Below are 17,409 nucleotides of genomic sequence, written 5' to 3' on the forward strand. Positions count from 1 at the left end.
AATGGAGCAATTTCAATGTTTAGTGGGGATTTCAATCTCGAAGAGATCAAGGAGCTGCTGCACCGTTATTCGCAATTCGGTCCGCTGCCCGGCATTTTACTACCTTTTCTCGAAGCGCTTCTTCCCGTACTGCCGTTGGTCGTCTTCGTCGTCGCCAACGCGGCCGCTTACGGCATGTGGCTCGGCTTTCTGTACTCCTGGATCGGGGTTACTCTCGGCGCCTTGCTCGTCTTCTCCCTTGCGCGACGATTCGGCAATCGCTACGGAGCCCGAATTCGCGCGAGATTCCCGAGGTCGGAGAAGTTCTTCGCGTACATCGAGCGCAAGGGCTTCACTCCGATTTTCATTCTGGCCTGCTTCCCTTTCTCGCCGTCCGCCCTCGTGAATATCGCTTCCGGCATGTCGCGAATTCCGTTCCATACGTTCATGACCGCCATCGGCTTGGGCAAAGCCGTTATGATTTTCATCTTGAGCTTCCTTGGACACGATTTGCAGGCGATGGTCGATCATCCGTGGCGCATCGTCATGGCTATCTCGATTATCGGACTGATGTGGCTCGGAGGGCGCAAGCTCGAGAGCAGGTACCAATAGGAGCGCTTAAGCATAACCCCCTCCCTCCCGTGGAATCCTAAGCGGGCATTCGAACGCCAAAGGAGGGAATGGTCATGTCCGGCAAACAGCCTTCCGACAAGCAGAAGGCGGCCAGCAAGGCCCAGTCGATAGCGGATCGGACCGGAGCAGGCAAGGAAGCGGCCGAGCGGCTGCAATCCGAAGCCGACAGAGCCGCCGTTCCGAAACACGGATTGTGAGGGGGAGCGCGAGATGAGCGAATCCAAAAGAATGGACCCGATGTCCGGAGAAAAAGTCGAAGTGGACGGCGTGTACGAGAACGAGGCCGGACAAGCCCAGAAGCTGAAACGGGGGGACGTCTTCCCTTCCGATGTCATTCTCGGCGAGACGGAATGGACGCTGACCGAGTTCGCCTTCGATAACCACCACGAAGGCCGAACCGATCCTCGGCTCGTACCGAAGGAAGACGATACGGACAAGATCGGCAAGATCGATCACCCCCGCCGGCAGGTGGCCCCGGGGAAGAAATAGCTTATACCTGCAAGCGCCAAGCCCCGGAGAGATCTCCGTCCGGGGCTTGGCGCTTTATTTTAATCCAGCTCCCCTAAGCCGTACAGGTCCAAGCAATCCGGACGGAAGGGATTTCCCGTCGTAACGGTTGGCCAGACTGTTCGTGACGGATACGCGCAATACGTTCAGTCCCGGCTTCAGCTCGCGCCCGATTCCGAAACGATAGGGCTTCCACATTTGGCACCCAACTTCCCGGCCGTTAACTTCCAATCGAACGAACTCATGCGCCTCTCCCAGATCGAGCTCGATCTGCTCCCATTTCCCCGGATGATCGAGGTCGAATATATTTTCGTACGCAACCGTTCCCGAATAATGCCCCATCCCGTCCCAGTTCGTCCATGATTCAAGCTCCGGCAAATCCCCTGTCCGCGGCCCCGCCGCCACTCGCCAGCCTGAAGACAAATCTTCCGTCATCGTCCATTCGTTCAGGGCAACGTCTCCGCGAACAGGCTCGCGGCTCGGATCGACGGCAACAATCAGACACTCCCTCCGTTCGATGCGAACGGCAGCGGCTTGTCCCTCTTGGCGTTCCTTGATCCGCACCGCCTCGCATTGTCCCGTCCAGGGGCGCCAAAACTCGGCGTAACCGGCATACTTCATTCCGAACGCGCCTTCGTACTCGTCTTCTCCTTCATTCACCAGAACATAGAAATAGCAATCGTCCTTCTTCACGCAGCTGATCCGAATGGCAGGCGAAGCGGGCTCTAACCAGGAATGAACGTCCAGTTCGCGCGCCAGCGCGTCCGCCGCAGCTTCCGCTTGGCTTACGCGAATCTGTCCGATGTCCTTCAAGCCTCCGCGTTCGTTGACCAGTTCGATAACGACGCCGCCTTGCCGGCAAAACGCTTCGAGCCTGTTCCAGCTTTCCGGGTCCGGCTGACGCTCACCATCCACGAGAACCGCCCTGTATCGGTATCCGGCAATCTCCAGCATTCCGTCCTTGCAATCGCATGATCCGCGGAACAGCTCGTCTTCCAAGTAATTAAACTCGATTTGACGTTCGTACAGCGGCTTTACCAACCTCCATGGCAAGGAAGCCTCTCCCGCAAGCACGGCAACTTCCGCCTCGTTCGCGCTATCGGTCATCAGCCAGCTCATCCGCTTGATGTACCTGGAGAATCGGGCGTATTCCGGCCACCAGATATTATGGGGTCCGACGTCCGGCGGCCGCTCGTCCCTGCGTTCTTCCCGAATGGAATAGTAGAAGGCATGGGGACTAATCAAGTTAACGCCTCTAACGAACAACCAGTCGAGATACCACTTCATATTGTCTGCGGTTAACGACCAGCCGCCCTCGATTCCGCAGACGCCGAACGCTTCGTTCATGTTGCGCCGTTTGCCGCGATGGCGAGCGGAATCGGACGAGCACTTGCCCATCGTGCTGTGTACCCCCGTGACGCCCTTATTCTTCTCCGGAGCGATATATCTCCAGACGACATCCTGGCCCGGTATGTGAAAATGCTGAAGCAGTCCGATGTCGTCGCTGCCGGCCGGATGGCCGGTCAGACCTATTCCGTGATTCTCGCACCAATCCGCCAGCCTCTTATAATAAGTACGCGCCATCCGATTTCGAACCGCCGTATCATAGATCTCCCGGGTATGAACGCTCTGCGCCCCGGCCGCGTACCAGAGCAGCGGCAAGTCCTTCTCCGCCCCCCCTCCCGCCAGGAATTCGTCAAGGAAACCCCTTGTCCATGGCTTTAGTCCCTCTATGTGCCCGCGGCCAAGCAAATCCGGCTCATCCGTAAAAAAGGCGATCACCGTCGTGCCGAAATATCGGCTCAGCTTCTCGTAATATCTATCGTGCGTTAAAGAAATAAAAGCTTGAACGGCATCCGGATTCAGCAGGTCCGCTGCCAGCGGGGCGTCCGGCTCTCCATCGTCCTGACCGGCGTGAATTCCCCGTATCGTCCCTCGCGAATAGGTTTCGACGAACAGAAGAACCGACCACTCCCCGGACTCGGAAGGAGCAAACCGGACGCGATTGTTCGCGGGTTCGAGGACGACGGTCCGTTCCGGATCGATTGTCGCGGGCGACGCTTTGCGAACGGCCTGAACCGAAATCAGCGTCTCTCCCGGCAGCAGCGCAATCGGGAACTCATGAATTCCGTCCGCCGCCTTGCAGGACAATTCTCTAATCTGCAAGCCCCGACTCGCATATTCGGGGTTTGTCTTGACGACCATTCCGCATGCGGAGCCCGACGGATACATCCCCTCGTCGTACAGAATCACTTTCATCCCGAGCTTGTCGGCTTCGGCAACGGCCGAGTCCACCAGTTCCATGAACGGCTCGGAAAGATAGGGAAGCGAACGCGGCAGACCCATGCGCGGATGAAGGACGAACCCGTCGACCTCTTTCTCATGAAAGTCGCGAATTTGCCGGATAAGCTCATCCCGCGACAATTCGTCGTTCCAGAACCAGAACGGCAACGGGCTGTATTCGGCGGACGGATTAACAAAATGCTCTCTCATCGCTTCAAGTCGATTCACTTGTTCAACTCCTCAGTCCAATTGGTTCTTCTCCCTGTATTGGGACGGCGTAATGCCCTCCAGCTTTTTGAAAATCCGATTGAAGTACGTAGGCTGATAACCGACTCTCTCGGCGACGTCGTTGATTCTCAGATCCGTCGACTGCAGAAATTCCTTCGCCTTCTCAATCCGGATTCCCGTCAAATACTCGATGAAATTCAATCCCGTGACCTGCTTAAACGTTTTGCTTAACGTATACGACGGAATGTTGATCTGTTCGGCGCAGGAATCCAGCGAGATATCCTTCATATAATGGTTCTGCATATACTGGATGACTTTCTCCACCAGATGCATCAGCTTGGCATCCTGCTGTTCGTCCCAGACGTTCAGGAACGGCTGAATCACCTGCTCCGAGAACCATCGAAGCATCTCATCGGGGTCGTCCAGTTGGGACAGCCGGGCGCTTAAGCCGGTGCCGGCGAACGTCTCGTGGGACACTCCCATCTTCATAATCGCATGTTGGACGCTGGCCAGAAGCTGAAGCATGCCATGCCGGATAATCATTTCCTTGGACCCGCCGGCCGTCAGCTCTTTCATGAATTGGAAGAGGAGTTCGGGCAATTCGTTGCGCATTCCCATTCGAAGCGCATGCAAAATCTCTTTCTCCACGGCAAAAGGGTAAGCGTATCTTTGGCTTTGTTCCGAGCTCCTGTCCGGGTTCAAACCGATGATCTGCATGTCGTGCAGAAGGTCTCTATGGCTTAACGCCTGCCTGGCCTCTTCGAACAAATACGGGATTTGATACGCCTGCGACGAACTCTTGCTGACGGAAATCGTGACCCTCAGCGAAAGAACCTTCTGAATCGCTTTGATCAGGTTCTCGCAAAACGCGGACAACTCCGTCCGGAACTGCTCCATGCTCGTCCGATCCGGAACCAGGAGCAGCAGCCCGATAGACAAATCATGAAAATTGATGACGATGGATTGCCCAATGCCGGTGTCCTTCAGTTCCTCCACGATGTTGGCGGCTACGAACGTCACAAGACCTTCGTCGCCTTTATAAAATCTCCCCTGCAAATTCGCAAAGCCGGAAAGCTGAATGATCAGCGCGATAAATTGCTTGTTTTCCACTTGCCAGCCGTACTGCTCCATCCGTTCTCTTATTTTTTCCTCTGAAAAAGAATACAAATAGCCTTGCACCAACTGCAGTAGATACCCTTCCCGCAAATACGGGAGCTGTTCGGAGAGACGGCTCATCAGGGAGTGCCGTTCCTTGGTCAAATGCTTCCATTGCGCCTCTATGACGGCAAACTCGTCTTCGCGATTCGCTCTCGCCCCGTCATTTCTGTCCCCTGCGATCATCTGTACCAGCCGGTTGACGGGAGAATACAGTTTGCGGGACGCGAACCAGGATAAGGTTGCGGCCACCAGCATTCCGGCCAGACTGATCCAGACAATGACCTGAGAGATGACTTTAACGGGCGCCGTAATGGCAGACAAGGGGGCAACCGATACGAATGTCCACGTCGACCCCAATCGCTCAATGTTGCCGAAGGATACCGAGTAGGTTGTTTTATCCCATTTGTACAAAAAGGAATTCGTGCTGCCGCCGTAAGTCAACACTTGCGATCGGACGGCCTCTTCCAGGGCGGACGGGACCTCGCCGTTGCTCGACAGCAGCCACTGTCCCTGTTCCGTCATCAGAAACGAAGAGCCTTGATCGCGAGGGGTCAACGTTAGCAGCATATCGGTTAATTGGCGTTTGTTAAGCGTAATGAATATCGTTCCGAACGGAGATAAGCTTCCCCCCAGCAATTTGTTGTATAAGGTCAAGTCGACGGCGCCGTTTTCCTCCGATATCATCCAGTTGATCGATTTGGGCCGTTCCATCAGGGAGAGATATTCATCGAGTGGTTTCCGGTCGGTCAGAAACTTATATTCGCTGCGCGTAAACAGCACGGGACGCGGTTCATTGAGAAACAGCTCCACATGATTGATAAGAGGATCGGACATTTCCATGATCAACAGCGTCTGAAAGATGTTTCTCACTTGAACATAGTCGTTCACGAAATCAAGCCTCCTCAATTCGTTGCCGAAGCTCGGATCGAACGACCAATGCGCCATATTTAATTCCAAGTGGGAAAACTGGTTGTTGAAATAGGAGACGCTTTGATTGATTTGCTGGCGATTGTGGCTCTGCAGTTCGTGGTTGATTTGCCCGCCAACGATCCAATATACGCAACCCCCGATAATAATTCCGGGAATGCTCGCAACGAACAAAGTGAGAATAAGACTTTTCTTGTAAAAAGCCCCGAACCCTTGCCGCTTGTTCGCCGAAAACCTCCTGATCCTGCTGAACACCTCATCACCGCCATCGGCTTGTTCGTTAGCTTTCATTCCTAAAATAGCAGAACCCTGCCGACAGTTCGACAAGATTCTGCTGAGAAGTGACGGCTAACGATACCCCATGATCGAACTATCCCTTATTTGGAACCCGATCGGCTCGCATACGCATCGTTCAGCTCTTGCGTGATCTTCGTCATATTGGAATCCTCTTTTAACTTGTTCGCGTAGTCGTCCCAAGCCGTGATCGGAGCCGAGCCCAGAATGATTTTCACTTTCAAATCAGTCATATCCTTGTTGATTTCCGTCATGTACTGGTTGGCCGTCGGGGAGTTCAGGCCGATCGTATAATCCGGCACGCTTCCCATCGCAGCGCGGTCGTCTTGAATTTTTTTATACAAATCCTGCGTTTCCTGAGCGAAGAAGTCTTTGGACATGCTTGCGTACGGATTGGAGACATACACGATCTGATTGTAGTTAGAGACGCCGTCCTGATCCATCTTCGCCGTATCCAACACTTTTTGACCGTCCTGCACCGTATGGTGAATCCCCTCGATTCCCCACTGTTGATGGGCAAAAATATCGTCGTTCATCCACGTATCCACCATTTTCAGAATGCCCTTCATTTTGTCTTCCGGAACGGATTTCGGAATCGAAATCAGTCCGTTGAAGCCCGGATCTTTGGGGGCGTATCCATTCAGTGCAAGTATCGGGTAAAAATCCGTTTCTTTGAAATCCGGTTCGATCTTCAGCAATTCATCTACGTACATGCGCATATTTCCCGCTTTGTCATGATAGACCGCGGCTTTGCCGGAATTGAACAGATTTTTGACGGTATCTCCCTTAATGGAAGCGAAATCTTCCGAAATCAATTTCTCGTCGTACAGCTTCTTGATGTACTCGATCGCGCTGCGCTGTTCCGGCAGGAAAACCGTATTCGTCAGCTTGCCGTCCGCCAGCTTCCAGCCGCCGTTAGTTCCCCAAGTCGCTCCCGTGAACGCGCTTTCGATTGCTCCCAGGGCAGTACCCATATTCAAACCGTTCTGATCGACGCCCGTAGGAAAAGGAACGATGTTCTTCTTCTCTTTAACCGTCACGAGCATCTGATAAAAATCATCCGTAGTCGCAGGTATGGCGAGCCCGGACTCGTCCAGCCAATCCTTGCGGATATTCAGGAAAGCTGCTCCCTCCGAAGGACGCGGACGCGGGATGCCGTAGTTTCCGCCGTCCACCTGCTTCGTCAATTCCCAGGCGGTCTGATCGATCAGATTGACCAGGTTCGGATAATCCTTGTAATACGCCGCCAAGTCCCAGAACGCGCCCTGCTCCACCGCTCCACGGAATACCGGGCTGAACGGGTCCTGGATGAAGATCAGATCCGGGATGTCGCCGGAGGCGAGCGTAATGTTCAATTTGTCCGTGTAGACGGCTTGGGGAACCCATTCGACATCGAGCTCTGTATTCGTCGCTTGTTCGATCAACCTCTCGATCTCGTTGTCCGGAGCAGGCGGCATCGGAGCGGTCTGCTGGGTCATCACGCTGACTTTCAGAGGCTTCGCATCGGCGCTTCCGCCGTTTCCGGCACTGGCGGAAGAAGTGGCCGCGCCCCCGCCGGAAGCGCGCGGTTCGCTAGTGCTCTTATTTCCTCCGCATGCGGCGAGCAGCATCGCGAAAGCGGTTACCAAAGCGATTGCAAAGAGTGCTCTTCTTTTCATTTCGTTTCCCCCTAAATTAATTTTATAATAAGGCAGCGCTGCCCGAATGGGCAATTTTTTTGCGCGGCCGCATTACTTCGGTTCATCGTTCATCCCTTGACGGACCCTATAAGGGCGCCCTTGGCAAAATGTTTCTGCAAGAAAGGATAGACGAATAGAATCGGAACGGTAGCGATAATCACCGCGGCCATCTTGAGCGTTTGCGAAGGCGGCTTCTCCGTGTATGCCGTCGATAGAAGGTCGCCCGTGGAAGCGCTAATCAGCATATTTTGCAAAATAACCTGAATCGGCCACTTCGCTGAATTCGTAATATACAGAAGCGCATTGAAGTACGTATTCCAGTACGCTACAGCGAAGAACAATCCGAACGCCGCAAGCGCCGGCAAAGACAGCGGGAGAATGATCCTGATCCAGGTGGAAATGTCGTTGCATCCATCGATCGAAGCCGCTTCCTCGAGCTCATCCGGAAGGCTGTCGAAAAATCCTTTCATCAGCAGAACGTTCCAACCGCTCGTTAACGCCGGAAGAATGATCGCCCAATAGCTGTTAATGAGATCCAATTGCCGGATCAACATATAGTTGGGAATAATGCCCGGCTGGAACAGAATCGTGATCAGAATGAACAGCATCAGGAATCTGCGTCCCCTCAGCCTTCGCCGTGACAATCCGTAGGCGAGAGCGGAAGACACAACCAGGCTGCATAAAGTCCCCACGACAGCCAGATACGCGCTTGCGCCAAGCGAGTTTACGAAAGCTTTGCTCGACAGCAAGTATTCATAAGAGATCGTTGACCATTTCTGCGGAAATACGATAAATTGGTTTTTCATATATTCGGAAGGATCCGTGAAGGAAACGACCAGTACGTAGTAGATCGGAAAGAACGTAACCAAAGCTACCAAACTCAACAACAAGACATTAAGACCATTAAATATGCGGTCCCCCGCAAACTGCTTCACGTGATCCCTCCTCTAATAAACGCCCTCTTCGCCGAAGCGCTTCGCCAGCCAGTTGCTGAACAGCACCAGCGTCAACCCTACGATCGACTTGAAGAGGCCCACCGCGGTACTGTAGCTGAATTGTCCTTGCTGAATCCCGACCCGGTATACATAAGTATCGAACACGTCCGCCACTTCAGACACCGCACCGTTAGCCATCAAGAAGACTTGTTCGAACCCTACGTCCATGATTGAACCCAGCCTGAGGATCAGCAGAATCACGATAACCGTGCGAATCGCCGGAAGCGTCACATGCCAGATTTGCCGCAGCCGATTCGCTCCGTCTATTCTCGCCGCCTCGTACAACTGCATATTCACGCCAGCGATGGCCGCCAGGAAGATAATCGTCCCCCACCCGGCTTCCTTCCAAATCGATTGCGCGGTGAGCATGATCCAGAAGAGATTCGGATTCGTCAGCACGTTCCATTTCGGAAGCCCGAGAGCCGCGAGCACGTTGTTGATGAAGCCGTCGCCCGTGGCAAACAGCAGGAAAGTCAGTCCCGCGATGATGACCCAGGATAAGAAGTGCGGCAAGTAGACGATCGATTGGACGATTCTTTTGAACCTCTCGCTGCGAAGCTCGTTCAGCAAAATAGCCAATACGATCGGAAGCGGAAAGAACAGAATCAGCTGCATGAAATTGATCGCCATCGTATTTCGCAGCAGCTGCAAAAAATCCGGATTGGCGAAGAAGCGGTTAAAATGCTCGAGTCCTACCCACGGGCTATTGAAAATTCCCGCGAAGGGGGAGTACTTCTGAAATGCCATCAAAATGCCGTACATGGGGAAATATTTGAATATGATGAAGAACAATATCCCCGGCAGGATCAGAAGGTACAAGTACTTGTCTCTCTTAAGGTCGCTCCGCAATCTGCGGATCGAGTCGGCACGTTTGCCGGTTCCGGCATTGCCGCGATGCAATTGCAAGGAATGATAGTCCGTTGCTTTGGGACTCAAATTTTCTCCTCCTCCTGACTTGATTGACTCATCCTGAAATTTGAGCCGGCTCGGACGGTTTCAACACCGCAACTATAAACCGCTTCAGGAAGCAACGGCAATCGTACATATCCGATTCGGAGCTTGCACTTTTTTAACGGATAATACTATTTTGCGCGCGCAGCAAAAAGGACAACGAAAGCCCGCGATCTTGATCGCAGAGCGGTCGTTGTCCTTATTGTTGGGGGAAGTCACGGAGAGAAACGTTCATTCAGCAGCTTCCGAAGGCTCTCCTCCTCTTCGTCCGTCCCCGATTGGCGCTGAAGCCACTGCTCCATCAGCTTATCGAGTCTCCGCAGCCGTTCTTCGTAGTTGTACACCGCGCCCAGAATGACGAGCATCCGGGAACGGGCCGCCTGATCTTTCTCCATCTGCTCGTCGATCAGCTCGCTCAGCAGAATCGAGGCTTCGGGCGGCGGCGCGGCCGAGGAAGCTCCAGGCTTCATTTTCCCGTCCCACTTCCAGAGCAGTTGCTCGTGATAGGCGCACAGCGCTTCGATCTCCCGATCGATGAGCCGGTTCCACGACTTCGGCGTGGACACGGCCCAGTACTGCTCCTCCACCGCCTCGATCAGCGCATAGCCCCGCTCCAGGGCAAAGAGCATTCCTTTGTACACAACGAGCAGACGGGCTCGCTTCAGCCGCGGCTGCTTTCTCCATACCCGCTCTTCCGCGAACATGTCGTAGTAATCTTCCAGCTTGCGGATTTTCATCCGCAGCTCGGTCTGCTCCTTCCGGTACACGCTCTCCTTCAGCTCGTTGGAGATGACCGTGCGCAGCAGCCGGGACAGCAAGGCCTGGGCATCCTCGACCTGCTTCACGAACCGCGTCCGGTGACGGGGCGGTGCGACGGCGACATTCACCGCGAAGGCGGATACCATCCCGGTCAGAATAGCCGCCAGCCGGTCCCATGCAATCATCCAGCCTTGACCGTGCGCTTCCATAATGACGACGACGGTGACGAGCGTCAGCGCGATCGTGTCCTCAGCCTTCAAGCGAATGCAGATCAGGATGACGCCGATGCAGACGAGTCCGACGAGAATCGGCGTATTGCCGATCAGCCAGACGGCGCCGATCGCGATGATCGCGCCGAGCACGTTGCTCTGCACCTGGTCCAGCATCTGCGTCCACGAGCGATAAATGGAGGGCTGAATCGTGAAAATCGAAGCGATGGCCGCGATAAGCGGGGATTCGAGACCGATCAGTTGGCCGATCCACAGCGCGATGGCGACCGCAAGGCCGGTCTTCAGCACGCGGGCTCCGATCGTCATGCTTGCGCGCCTCCTTGATCCGCAGCTGCATGCAGTTCAATGTCGACTTCCGCGACCTCGCGGCCATTCACGACGAGCGCCATCCGATGCACGCCCGGATAGTGCCGGCGGGTGGACAGGTCCGCGAACGAGAAGCCTCTTCCCCCTTGAACGCGCGTCTCTCCCGGAACGATCTTCTCGCTGAGCTTAAACAGCTTGCGATACAGCTTGCCGTTCGAGCGCGGAAAATAGACGGCCAGCTCGATCCTCAGCTTCGCCTCTTCTCCGGCGGAGGTTTGCAGTCCGTACCGAAACTCCACCGATTCTCCGATCGCAAGAGCGGCCGGGTGCACTTCCCACTCCAGCACCTCGATGCCTTCCTGCGGAGCAAGGCCGAACAAGGCCATCGCCTCGGGATGGGCGGCTTTCAGCAGGCCGCGGCAGGCATGGCGAACGATCCAATCCGTTCCTTCCCCGGAGCCGCCCTGCCAAGCTTTCGCAATATCGAGCACCAGCTGCGGGTGATCCTTGGAGATGTCGTTCAGGTTGTTCGCCACGCTGCGTCTGACGTATTCCGACGGGTCCGCCTTCAGCCGCTCCAGAATCGGCAGGATCGGCGCAGGGTCGCGCTTCAGCGCGCCGAGCGCCTCTCCCCAGGGCAAGCGGGGGCGGCAGCCTTCGCTGGCCAATCTGCGGACGTGCTCGTCGGGACTCCCGCTCCACTCCAGCATCTGCGCCATCATGCGCTCCTGATCGAGCTTGATGAACGGACGCACGGCGAATTCGGCGCTGGAGCCGGAGGTGAATTCCTCCAGCGCCCGCACCGACCGCTCCCAATCGCCCAGCCCGTACTTCTCGACGAAGTCGGGGAAGAACAAATACGGAAAGCCGCGGCACTCGTCCGAGATCGCCTCCAGCACGTCCAGCGCCTGGCCGTAATCGGCGGGAAGCGTCTGACCCAGACTCTCCGTAATTCTGCGCATTCTCTGCTTAAGCTCCAGCTCCTCCCATCCCTCCCCGAGTACGAGATTGAGGAATCGGTCGACTTCGAATTTGGCGTACGCTTGCTTGACTGTATCTCCGAACGCCTTCAAGAACTGGGCGTTATACATGGCCTTAAGCGGCTCCGGCATTATGAACTCCTCCAGCTAAATAAATCCATTATAGCATGTCCGCCCGGCGAATAAATTCCACCTCACGGACAGGCTTCCCGATCGCCCGGCGTCCCCTTATAATGGAGGAATGATCAGCCAACTTCAGAGAGGATTGGGCAACTTGATTCTGTTCGTCGTCAACGAAACTTCCGGCAACGGCCGCAGCCGCTCCGTATGGAAACGCTTGGAGGCGGAGCTTGTCCGGCTCGGTGCCTCCTACGACCGCATCTCGACTTCATCTGCCGAGCAGGCCCGCATTCTCGTTCGCGAACGGATCGATCGCGGTGATTTGAAAGCGGTTGCTGTAGTCGGCGGCGACGGTACCCTGCACGGTCTGCTCCCTTTGCTTGCAGGTTCCGGCATTCCGCTTGGCCTCATCCCGTCCGGATCGGGCAACGATACGGCCCGCGCTCTCGGCATTCCCAGAAACCCACTTCGCGCCCTCGAGCTCATTGTCGCGGGGCATACGCGAAAGATAGATCTATTGGAGACGTTCGAAGAGAACGGGCAATCCCAGCATACGCTGACCGCCGTCGCCATCGGTCTGGACGCTGCGGTAGCGGCGGACGTCAACGGCTCGTCGTACAAGAAATGGTGCAACAAGCTCGGGCTCGGCTCTCTCGCTTATGTAATCGGCCTGCTTCGCATCCTTGGCAAGTTCAAGCCCCGAACCGTGAAGGTCACCATCGACGGAACGACGCGACGCTTCGAGAGATGCTGGCTGTCCGCCGTCACCAACGTTCCTACTTACGGAGGCGGATTGCGAATAAGCCCGTCCGCCCAACCGGACGACGGGCTCCTTCACGTATGTGTCGTGCACGGGTGCAGCGTTGTTCGTTTCCTCACCATTTTCCCGACCGTTCTCTTCGGCAAGCACGTGCGTTGGACTCGTTATGTAACTATGCTATCGGGAAGCGCGGCGGAGATAGAATCCGAGATTGCGATGCTCGTCTTCGGAGACGGAGAGCCTGTCGGACACACTCCGCTCCGGGCAGAGATTCGCCCCGGTCAGCTGGACTTCTTGATCTCGGCTTCCGGGTAACGGAAAGGCAGCATGATCTCGAACAACGTGCCTTTGCCAAGCTCGCTCTTGACGTCGATCTTGCCCTGATGGTTGTCTACGATCTTGTAGCTGACCATCAGGCCGAGTCCCGTCCCCTTCTCCTTCGTCGTATAGAAAGGCTGCCCCATTTTCGCCAGCTGGTCTTCCCCGATGCCCGGCCCCTCGTCGCGAATGCGAACGAATACGCCGTCATGCTCGCGCGACAGCTTGATGCCGATCGAACCCCCGTCGCTCATCGCTTCGATGGCATTCTTGATGACGTTGATGAACACCTGCTTGACCTGATTTTCCACCCCGTAGATCCAGAGCGGCTCCGTGCCGTACTCCGCCTCGATCGCGATATTGTGAAGGATCGCCTGCGTCTCCAGCAGCGTCACCGTATCGCGCATCATGACGCGCAAGTCCTGATAAGTCAGCTCGTACACCTGAGGCTTGGAGAGCATCAGCAGCTCGCTGACGATGTCCTCGATCCGGTCGAGCTCGGCGTTCATAATGTCGTAGTAGCTGTTATTGTTTCTTCTTCCGGAGACGATCAACTGAAGGAAGCCTTTAAGCGAGGTGAGCGGGTTGCGGATTTCATGTGCGATGCCCGCCGCCAGTTGGCCCGCCACGTACAGCTTCTCCGAGTTGATGAGCAGTTCCTCGTTCTTCTTCCGCTCGGAAATGTCGCGAATGATGATCTGAATCGCCGGCTCGTTGTCCAGCGTCGTCATCGTCTCCACGATCTCGGTGTGAAGCACTTTCCCTTTTAACGTAAACCATTCCTGCTCGATCGGCTTGCTGCTGCCCACGAATACCAGGTTATGAAGTCTCTCCTTGATCGTATTGTGATCCTTGGCCGGCAGGAAGGAGTAGATCGACTTGCCGAGCAGGTCGCTCTCGCCCTCCGCCTCGAACATCCTCAAGCCGGCGGCGTTGACGAAGCCCCAGCGGCTGCCCTTCAGAATCGCGATCGTATCGAGAGAGTTCTCTACCAGCAGTCTGTAACGCTCGTCCATCTGGTTCAGCCGCTTGTCTATGTACCAGGTAATGAGGGTGGAGACGAGAATGAGCAGCGCGCCCAATCCGAGAATCAACGCCAGCAGATTGATATCCTGAATAAGCTTGTCCGACGTGCTGTAGATGCCCGCCGAATATTCGACTCTGAGCGCCTGCGTGCCTAACAGCTGCAGCCAGACGACCAGCGTCCCGAGCAATACGCTCGCCATGAACTTCCGGAACTTGAACGTCGATTCCGCCAGCATGAACGCCAGCAGCGTACCGAAAAACAGCATCAGCAAAGACAGGAACAGCTTGCCCGGCTGGACTTCCAGACGCTCGATCTTCGGGCCGAATACGCTGAAGTAATTCATGATGGCGACGCCGAAGGCGAGAATCGAGCTGCCATACACCAAGCGATACTTCAGCACCCCTTGGAAGGTCAGCATCACGAAAGCCATTAACGAGAAGAAAATAATGAACATCAGCGCAACCGGCATCACCCATGTGAATATGATCGGCTCATGATTGCCCAGCAGAGCCACGAAGTGTTTCGCCCACAATCCCAGTCCGAACACGAATGCTCCTCCGGCCAGCCAGAACTGGCGGAACGTGCCGTTCGAACGTTTGAGATTGCTAATGAAGTTGAACATGGTATAAGATGCGAGTATGCTAATTAACAGTGCCAGCAGCAGAAAAAAAGGGGGCCATGAGGCTACGGTACCGTTCATCTTTTATCCCTCGCATAATCTGACATCAGTTGCTTTTGTTTTATAGCATTCGACGAGTACCAGCAAATTCCTTTTCTGATAAAGTCTAAAATTGGAGGTTTCAGTATGTTTAAGTCATTTTTCAGCGAATTCAAAGCTTTCGCGATGCGCGGCAACGTCGTGGATCTGGCCGTGGGCGTCATCATCGGGGCGGCCTTCGGCAAGATCGTCACCTCTCTCGTCAACGATATCGTCATGCCTCCGATCGGTAAGCTTCTGGGCAACGTGAACTTTAAGGATTTGTATTGGAACCTTGATCCGTCCAAGACGCCGGAATCGCTCGATCAAGCGCGGGAAGCCGGGATCGCAGTCATTGCATACGGACAGTTTATTAACATTCTGATCGATTTCCTGCTGGTTGCCCTGTGCGTCTTCGTCCTGGTCAAATTCATCAACAAGCTCAGCCGTAAAAAGGAAGAGGAAGCCGCAGCTCCGGCCGAACCGACGACGCGCGAGTGCCCGTATTGCCTGTCCGACATTCCGAAGGCGGCTTCCCGCTGCTCCCACTGCACATCCGAAGTAACGCCGGTCGGACAAGCCTCCCCGGCCAATGGGTAACCGCCGTTGACCGAACTCTTCGACATCTACGATGACAACGACGTCTGGATCGGCACGGCCGAGCGCAAGGAAGCGCACCGGCTAGGCTTCTGGCACCATACGGTCCATTGCTGGCTCGTTCGCCGGGAAGAACGGGAGGGCCGTACGGTCGCCAAAGTGCTGTTCCAGCAGCGTTCCGCCAACAAAGATACGGGCGCGGGCTGCTTCGACATTACGGCGGCCGGGCATCTGGAAGCCGGCGAGACGCCGGAAGCGATCGTTCGCGAATTGCGGGAGGAGCTTGGCGTCGAGGTGAGCTTCGAGGCGCTGCGCGAGTACGGGATCGTTCGCGAGCAAGCGGCAGGAGTGGTCGGAGGCGCGGCTTACGTCGACAATGAAGTCAGCCGGGTCTACGGCCTGGAAGTGTCGATGCAGGTGACAGACTTCCGGCTGCAGGAGGAAGAAGTCGCCGGTCTGTACGAGGCGGACGCGGACGAACTGATCGATCTGATGGAAGGACGGCGGGAGCTTGTCCGCGCACGGGGCGCGGCCCTTCGCGAGGGCAAGCTGCAGGCTGCGGAAGTCGAGGTTGCCTGCAGCTCTTTCGTTGGGCGGGATTTGGAGTACTACGTCTCCGTATTTAAGTTTCTGCAAGGGCTTGTGGGGCGATGAAGCGGATGAGAAGGTGGTTAATGTCGCCGGGAGCGGAACTAAACTAAACTAAACTGAATGTAGTATGGAGCCATGGGCGGAATCGTCTGGCTGACCGAACGGCTTAAGCCGAATCGGCTGCCAGCCGATCCGCCCGTTCTTTATTTTCCCTTCCATCCAATCTCCCTGAGTCGGGTGCCTGAACAGCACTTCGAGCTTGCCGTCGCCGTCTGCGTCCCAGATGCGGAACAGTCGGCCGTCGTTCATCGGCCCGAACTTGCGGCTGTCCCCGATCGCCGTCCATTCCACCCTCATCTCGTTGGACGGATCGTTTCCGACGGCGCTTTGTTCGCTCAGCTTGCCCAACCACCAGTCTCCGAACAACGAATTGTACAGCAGAATCTCGTCCCCGTCACCTTCGAACGAGCCATACCAATACCCTCCGTCCGGCCGGAAGCGGCCAAGCCCCTCCCAGTTACGGTACCAACGGTCGATCATATTGTGGATGTTATAAAATTCCGTGTGCCTCGGCGCGTAATCGAAGTCATTCAGCTCCGGTTCACCGAACAGCCTCGCCCCTTCCTGATGAATGCAAGCATGAAGGTTCGACGATTCGATAAAGCGCCCTAGCTCGTCGGCGCTCGCGAACGACTCCGGCCGGAACAGAACTCTCGCCTCGGCCGCCTGATTGTAGCAGGGCGTCCTGCGGATCGCTTCGGGAACGGAAACCCATGCCTCGATCAAGTTCGGATCGAGTCCGTTCTGGCGATACCAAGCCTGCGCGCGGCCGATAAAATCGCGGTGAAATTGCAAAAACTCCAGCCCGTAGCCGGGCGGCGGGTTGTTGATGTTGACGTTGTGCCGGGCATGATGCCAATTCTTGTGCTCGTCGAGCAGGCTCTGCGGAAAATTCGGAATGCGCGACATCGGGTCAGCCCCCTCCAAAGATATGCCGCCTGCGCGGTCTGCGGGCAGTATGATTGCCTATAGCATATGCAGAGGGGGCTCAGGTGGGTACCGATGCCTAGTAGAGCATTCCAGAAGTAAAATGCGATTGCGCTCGAAGCCGATGCAATCTTACTCTCCAACCCGACTCAGCGCGGTTGCAGCGACTCTGACGTCCCATTCGATGCTCCAACCCGACTCAGCACGGTTGCAGCTACTCTACCGGCCCATTCGATGCTCCAACCCGACTCAGCACGGTTGCAGCTACTCTACCGGCTCATTCGCTGCTCCAACCCGACTCAGCACGGTTGCAGCTACTCTACCAGCTCATTCGCCGCTCCAACCCGACTCAGCGCGGTTGCAGCTACTCTACCGGCTCATTCGCTGCTCCAACCCGACTCAG

The 17,409-nt window shown here is 55.7% G+C and carries 16 protein-coding genes; 7 read left to right on the forward strand and 9 right to left on the reverse strand.

Translation table 11 applies throughout. The annotated features are described in order from the left end of the window. Window positions 1-15: 15 nt before the first annotated feature. From B0G52_RS29720 to B0G52_RS29725, 3 genes are all read left to right on the forward strand, one after another. Window positions 16-591, forward strand: coding sequence for a TVP38/TMEM64 family protein (locus tag B0G52_RS29720; protein WP_094050055.1), 576 nt, complete (start codon window positions 16-18; stop codon window positions 589-591). 74 nt (window positions 592-665) lie between these two features. Then, window positions 666-809 carry a hypothetical protein gene (locus B0G52_RS36005; protein ID WP_198960755.1) on the forward strand — a complete coding sequence of 48 codons (144 nt, stop codon included), beginning with the start codon at window positions 666-668 and terminating at the stop codon, window positions 807-809. A 13-nt stretch (window positions 810-822) separates the two neighbouring features. Next, entirely contained in the window at window positions 823-1,101 is a 279-nt protein-coding gene (locus tag B0G52_RS29725; protein ID WP_094050056.1) for a transposase, read from the forward strand. 54 nt (window positions 1,102-1,155) lie between these two features. Here B0G52_RS29725 and B0G52_RS29730 read toward each other — a convergent pair whose 3' ends face one another. Together B0G52_RS29730 and B0G52_RS29735 are read right to left on the reverse strand one after the other, a co-directional pair. Next, on the reverse strand, window positions 1,156-3,630 hold the full coding sequence (locus B0G52_RS29730) for a glycosylhydrolase-like jelly roll fold domain-containing protein (protein WP_369827161.1): 2,475 nt from the start codon (window positions 3,628-3,630) through the stop codon (window positions 1,156-1,158). A gap of 12 nt (window positions 3,631-3,642) precedes the next feature. Beyond that, window positions 3,643-5,676, reverse strand: coding sequence for a helix-turn-helix domain-containing protein (locus B0G52_RS29735; protein ID WP_158223941.1), 2,034 nt, complete (start codon window positions 5,674-5,676; stop codon window positions 3,643-3,645). Window positions 5,677-5,778: 102 nt separating this feature from the next. Between B0G52_RS29735 and B0G52_RS35760 the strand changes: the two genes are divergently transcribed. Then, window positions 5,779-6,012, forward strand: a complete 234-nt coding sequence (locus B0G52_RS35760; RefSeq protein ID WP_158223942.1) for a hypothetical protein — start codon at window positions 5,779-5,781, stop codon at window positions 6,010-6,012. An 80-nt stretch (window positions 6,013-6,092) separates the two neighbouring features. Here B0G52_RS35760 and B0G52_RS29740 read toward each other — a convergent pair whose 3' ends face one another. The 5 genes from B0G52_RS29740 to B0G52_RS29760 form a co-directional block, all read right to left on the reverse strand. Then, window positions 6,093-7,667, reverse strand: coding sequence for an extracellular solute-binding protein (locus tag B0G52_RS29740; protein ID WP_094050058.1), 1,575 nt, complete (start codon window positions 7,665-7,667; stop codon window positions 6,093-6,095). Between the two features lie 89 nt (window positions 7,668-7,756). Beyond that, window positions 7,757-8,623, reverse strand: coding sequence for a carbohydrate ABC transporter permease (locus B0G52_RS29745; RefSeq protein WP_094050059.1), 867 nt, complete (start codon window positions 8,621-8,623; stop codon window positions 7,757-7,759). A 12-nt stretch (window positions 8,624-8,635) separates the two neighbouring features. Beyond that, window positions 8,636-9,541 carry an ABC transporter permease gene (locus B0G52_RS29750; protein WP_233163201.1) on the reverse strand — a complete coding sequence of 302 codons (906 nt, stop codon included), beginning with the start codon at window positions 9,539-9,541 and terminating at the stop codon, window positions 8,636-8,638. A 308-nt stretch (window positions 9,542-9,849) separates the two neighbouring features. Then, window positions 9,850-10,929: an FUSC family protein gene (locus B0G52_RS29755; protein WP_094050061.1), complete on the reverse strand. Its 1,080-nt coding sequence runs from the start codon at window positions 10,927-10,929 to the stop codon at window positions 9,850-9,852. Then, complete coding sequence (locus B0G52_RS29760) at window positions 10,926-12,041, reverse strand: DNA alkylation repair protein (RefSeq protein ID WP_094050062.1); 1,116 nt, start codon at window positions 12,039-12,041, stop codon at window positions 10,926-10,928. Before B0G52_RS29760 ends, B0G52_RS29755 begins: the two co-directional genes overlap by 4 nt. Before the next feature lie 109 nt (window positions 12,042-12,150). On the opposite strand from B0G52_RS29760, the gene B0G52_RS29765 reads away from it, so the two are divergent. Next, on the forward strand, window positions 12,151-13,104 hold the full coding sequence (locus tag B0G52_RS29765; protein ID WP_233163191.1) for a diacylglycerol/lipid kinase family protein: 954 nt from the start codon (window positions 12,151-12,153) through the stop codon (window positions 13,102-13,104). On the opposite strand, the gene B0G52_RS29770 is transcribed toward B0G52_RS29765, so the two are convergent. Continuing rightward, entirely contained in the window at window positions 13,071-14,756 is a 1,686-nt protein-coding gene (locus tag B0G52_RS29770) for an ATP-binding protein (RefSeq protein ID WP_158223943.1), read from the reverse strand. The genes B0G52_RS29765 and B0G52_RS29770 overlap by 34 nt on opposite strands. Window positions 14,757-14,939: 183 nt before the next feature. Here B0G52_RS29770 and mscL point away from each other — a divergent pair, with 183 nt between their 5' ends. Both mscL and B0G52_RS29780 read left to right on the forward strand, forming a co-directional pair. Next, window positions 14,940-15,431 (forward strand): large conductance mechanosensitive channel protein MscL, encoded by a 492-nt coding sequence (gene mscL / locus B0G52_RS29775; RefSeq protein WP_094050064.1) that lies wholly within the window; start codon window positions 14,940-14,942, stop codon window positions 15,429-15,431. A gap of 6 nt (window positions 15,432-15,437) precedes the next feature. Beyond that, the gene (locus B0G52_RS29780; protein WP_094050065.1) at window positions 15,438-16,082 is read left to right on the forward strand and encodes an NUDIX hydrolase; all 645 of its coding nucleotides are present in this window, start codon (window positions 15,438-15,440) and stop codon (window positions 16,080-16,082) included. A gap of 48 nt (window positions 16,083-16,130) precedes the next feature. Here the strand turns inward: B0G52_RS29780 and B0G52_RS29785 are convergent, their stop codons facing one another. Next, on the reverse strand, window positions 16,131-16,988 hold the full coding sequence (locus tag B0G52_RS29785) for a hypothetical protein (RefSeq protein ID WP_094050066.1): 858 nt from the start codon (window positions 16,986-16,988) through the stop codon (window positions 16,131-16,133). Window positions 16,989-17,409 lie beyond the last annotated feature (421 nt).

The sequence above is a fragment of the Cohnella sp. SGD-V74 genome (assembly GCF_003001675.1).
Taxonomy (GTDB): Bacteria; Bacillota; Bacilli; order Paenibacillales; family Paenibacillaceae; genus Cohnella.

Coding starts and splice junctions, on each gene's coding strand:
- B0G52_RS29770 (WP_158223943.1), bottom strand. CDS start 14,756: ATGTTCAACTTCATTAGCAATCTCAAACGTTCGAACGGCACGTTCCGC.
- B0G52_RS29740 (WP_094050058.1), bottom strand. CDS start 7,667: ATGAAAAGAAGAGCACTCTTTGCAATCGCTTTGGTAACCGCTTTCGCG.
- B0G52_RS29755 (WP_094050061.1), bottom strand. CDS start 10,929: ATGACGATCGGAGCCCGCGTGCTGAAGACCGGCCTTGCGGTCGCCATC.
- mscL (WP_094050064.1), top strand. CDS start 14,940: ATGTTTAAGTCATTTTTCAGCGAATTCAAAGCTTTCGCGATGCGCGGC.
- B0G52_RS36005 (WP_198960755.1), top strand. CDS start 666: ATGTCCGGCAAACAGCCTTCCGACAAGCAGAAGGCGGCCAGCAAGGCC.
- B0G52_RS29760 (WP_094050062.1), bottom strand. CDS start 12,041: ATGCCGGAGCCGCTTAAGGCCATGTATAACGCCCAGTTCTTGAAGGCG.
- B0G52_RS29720 (WP_094050055.1), top strand. CDS start 16: ATGTTTAGTGGGGATTTCAATCTCGAAGAGATCAAGGAGCTGCTGCAC.
- B0G52_RS29765 (WP_233163191.1), top strand. CDS start 12,151: ATGATCAGCCAACTTCAGAGAGGATTGGGCAACTTGATTCTGTTCGTC.
- B0G52_RS29785 (WP_094050066.1), bottom strand. CDS start 16,988: ATGTCGCGCATTCCGAATTTTCCGCAGAGCCTGCTCGACGAGCACAAG.
- B0G52_RS29725 (WP_094050056.1), top strand. CDS start 823: ATGAGCGAATCCAAAAGAATGGACCCGATGTCCGGAGAAAAAGTCGAA.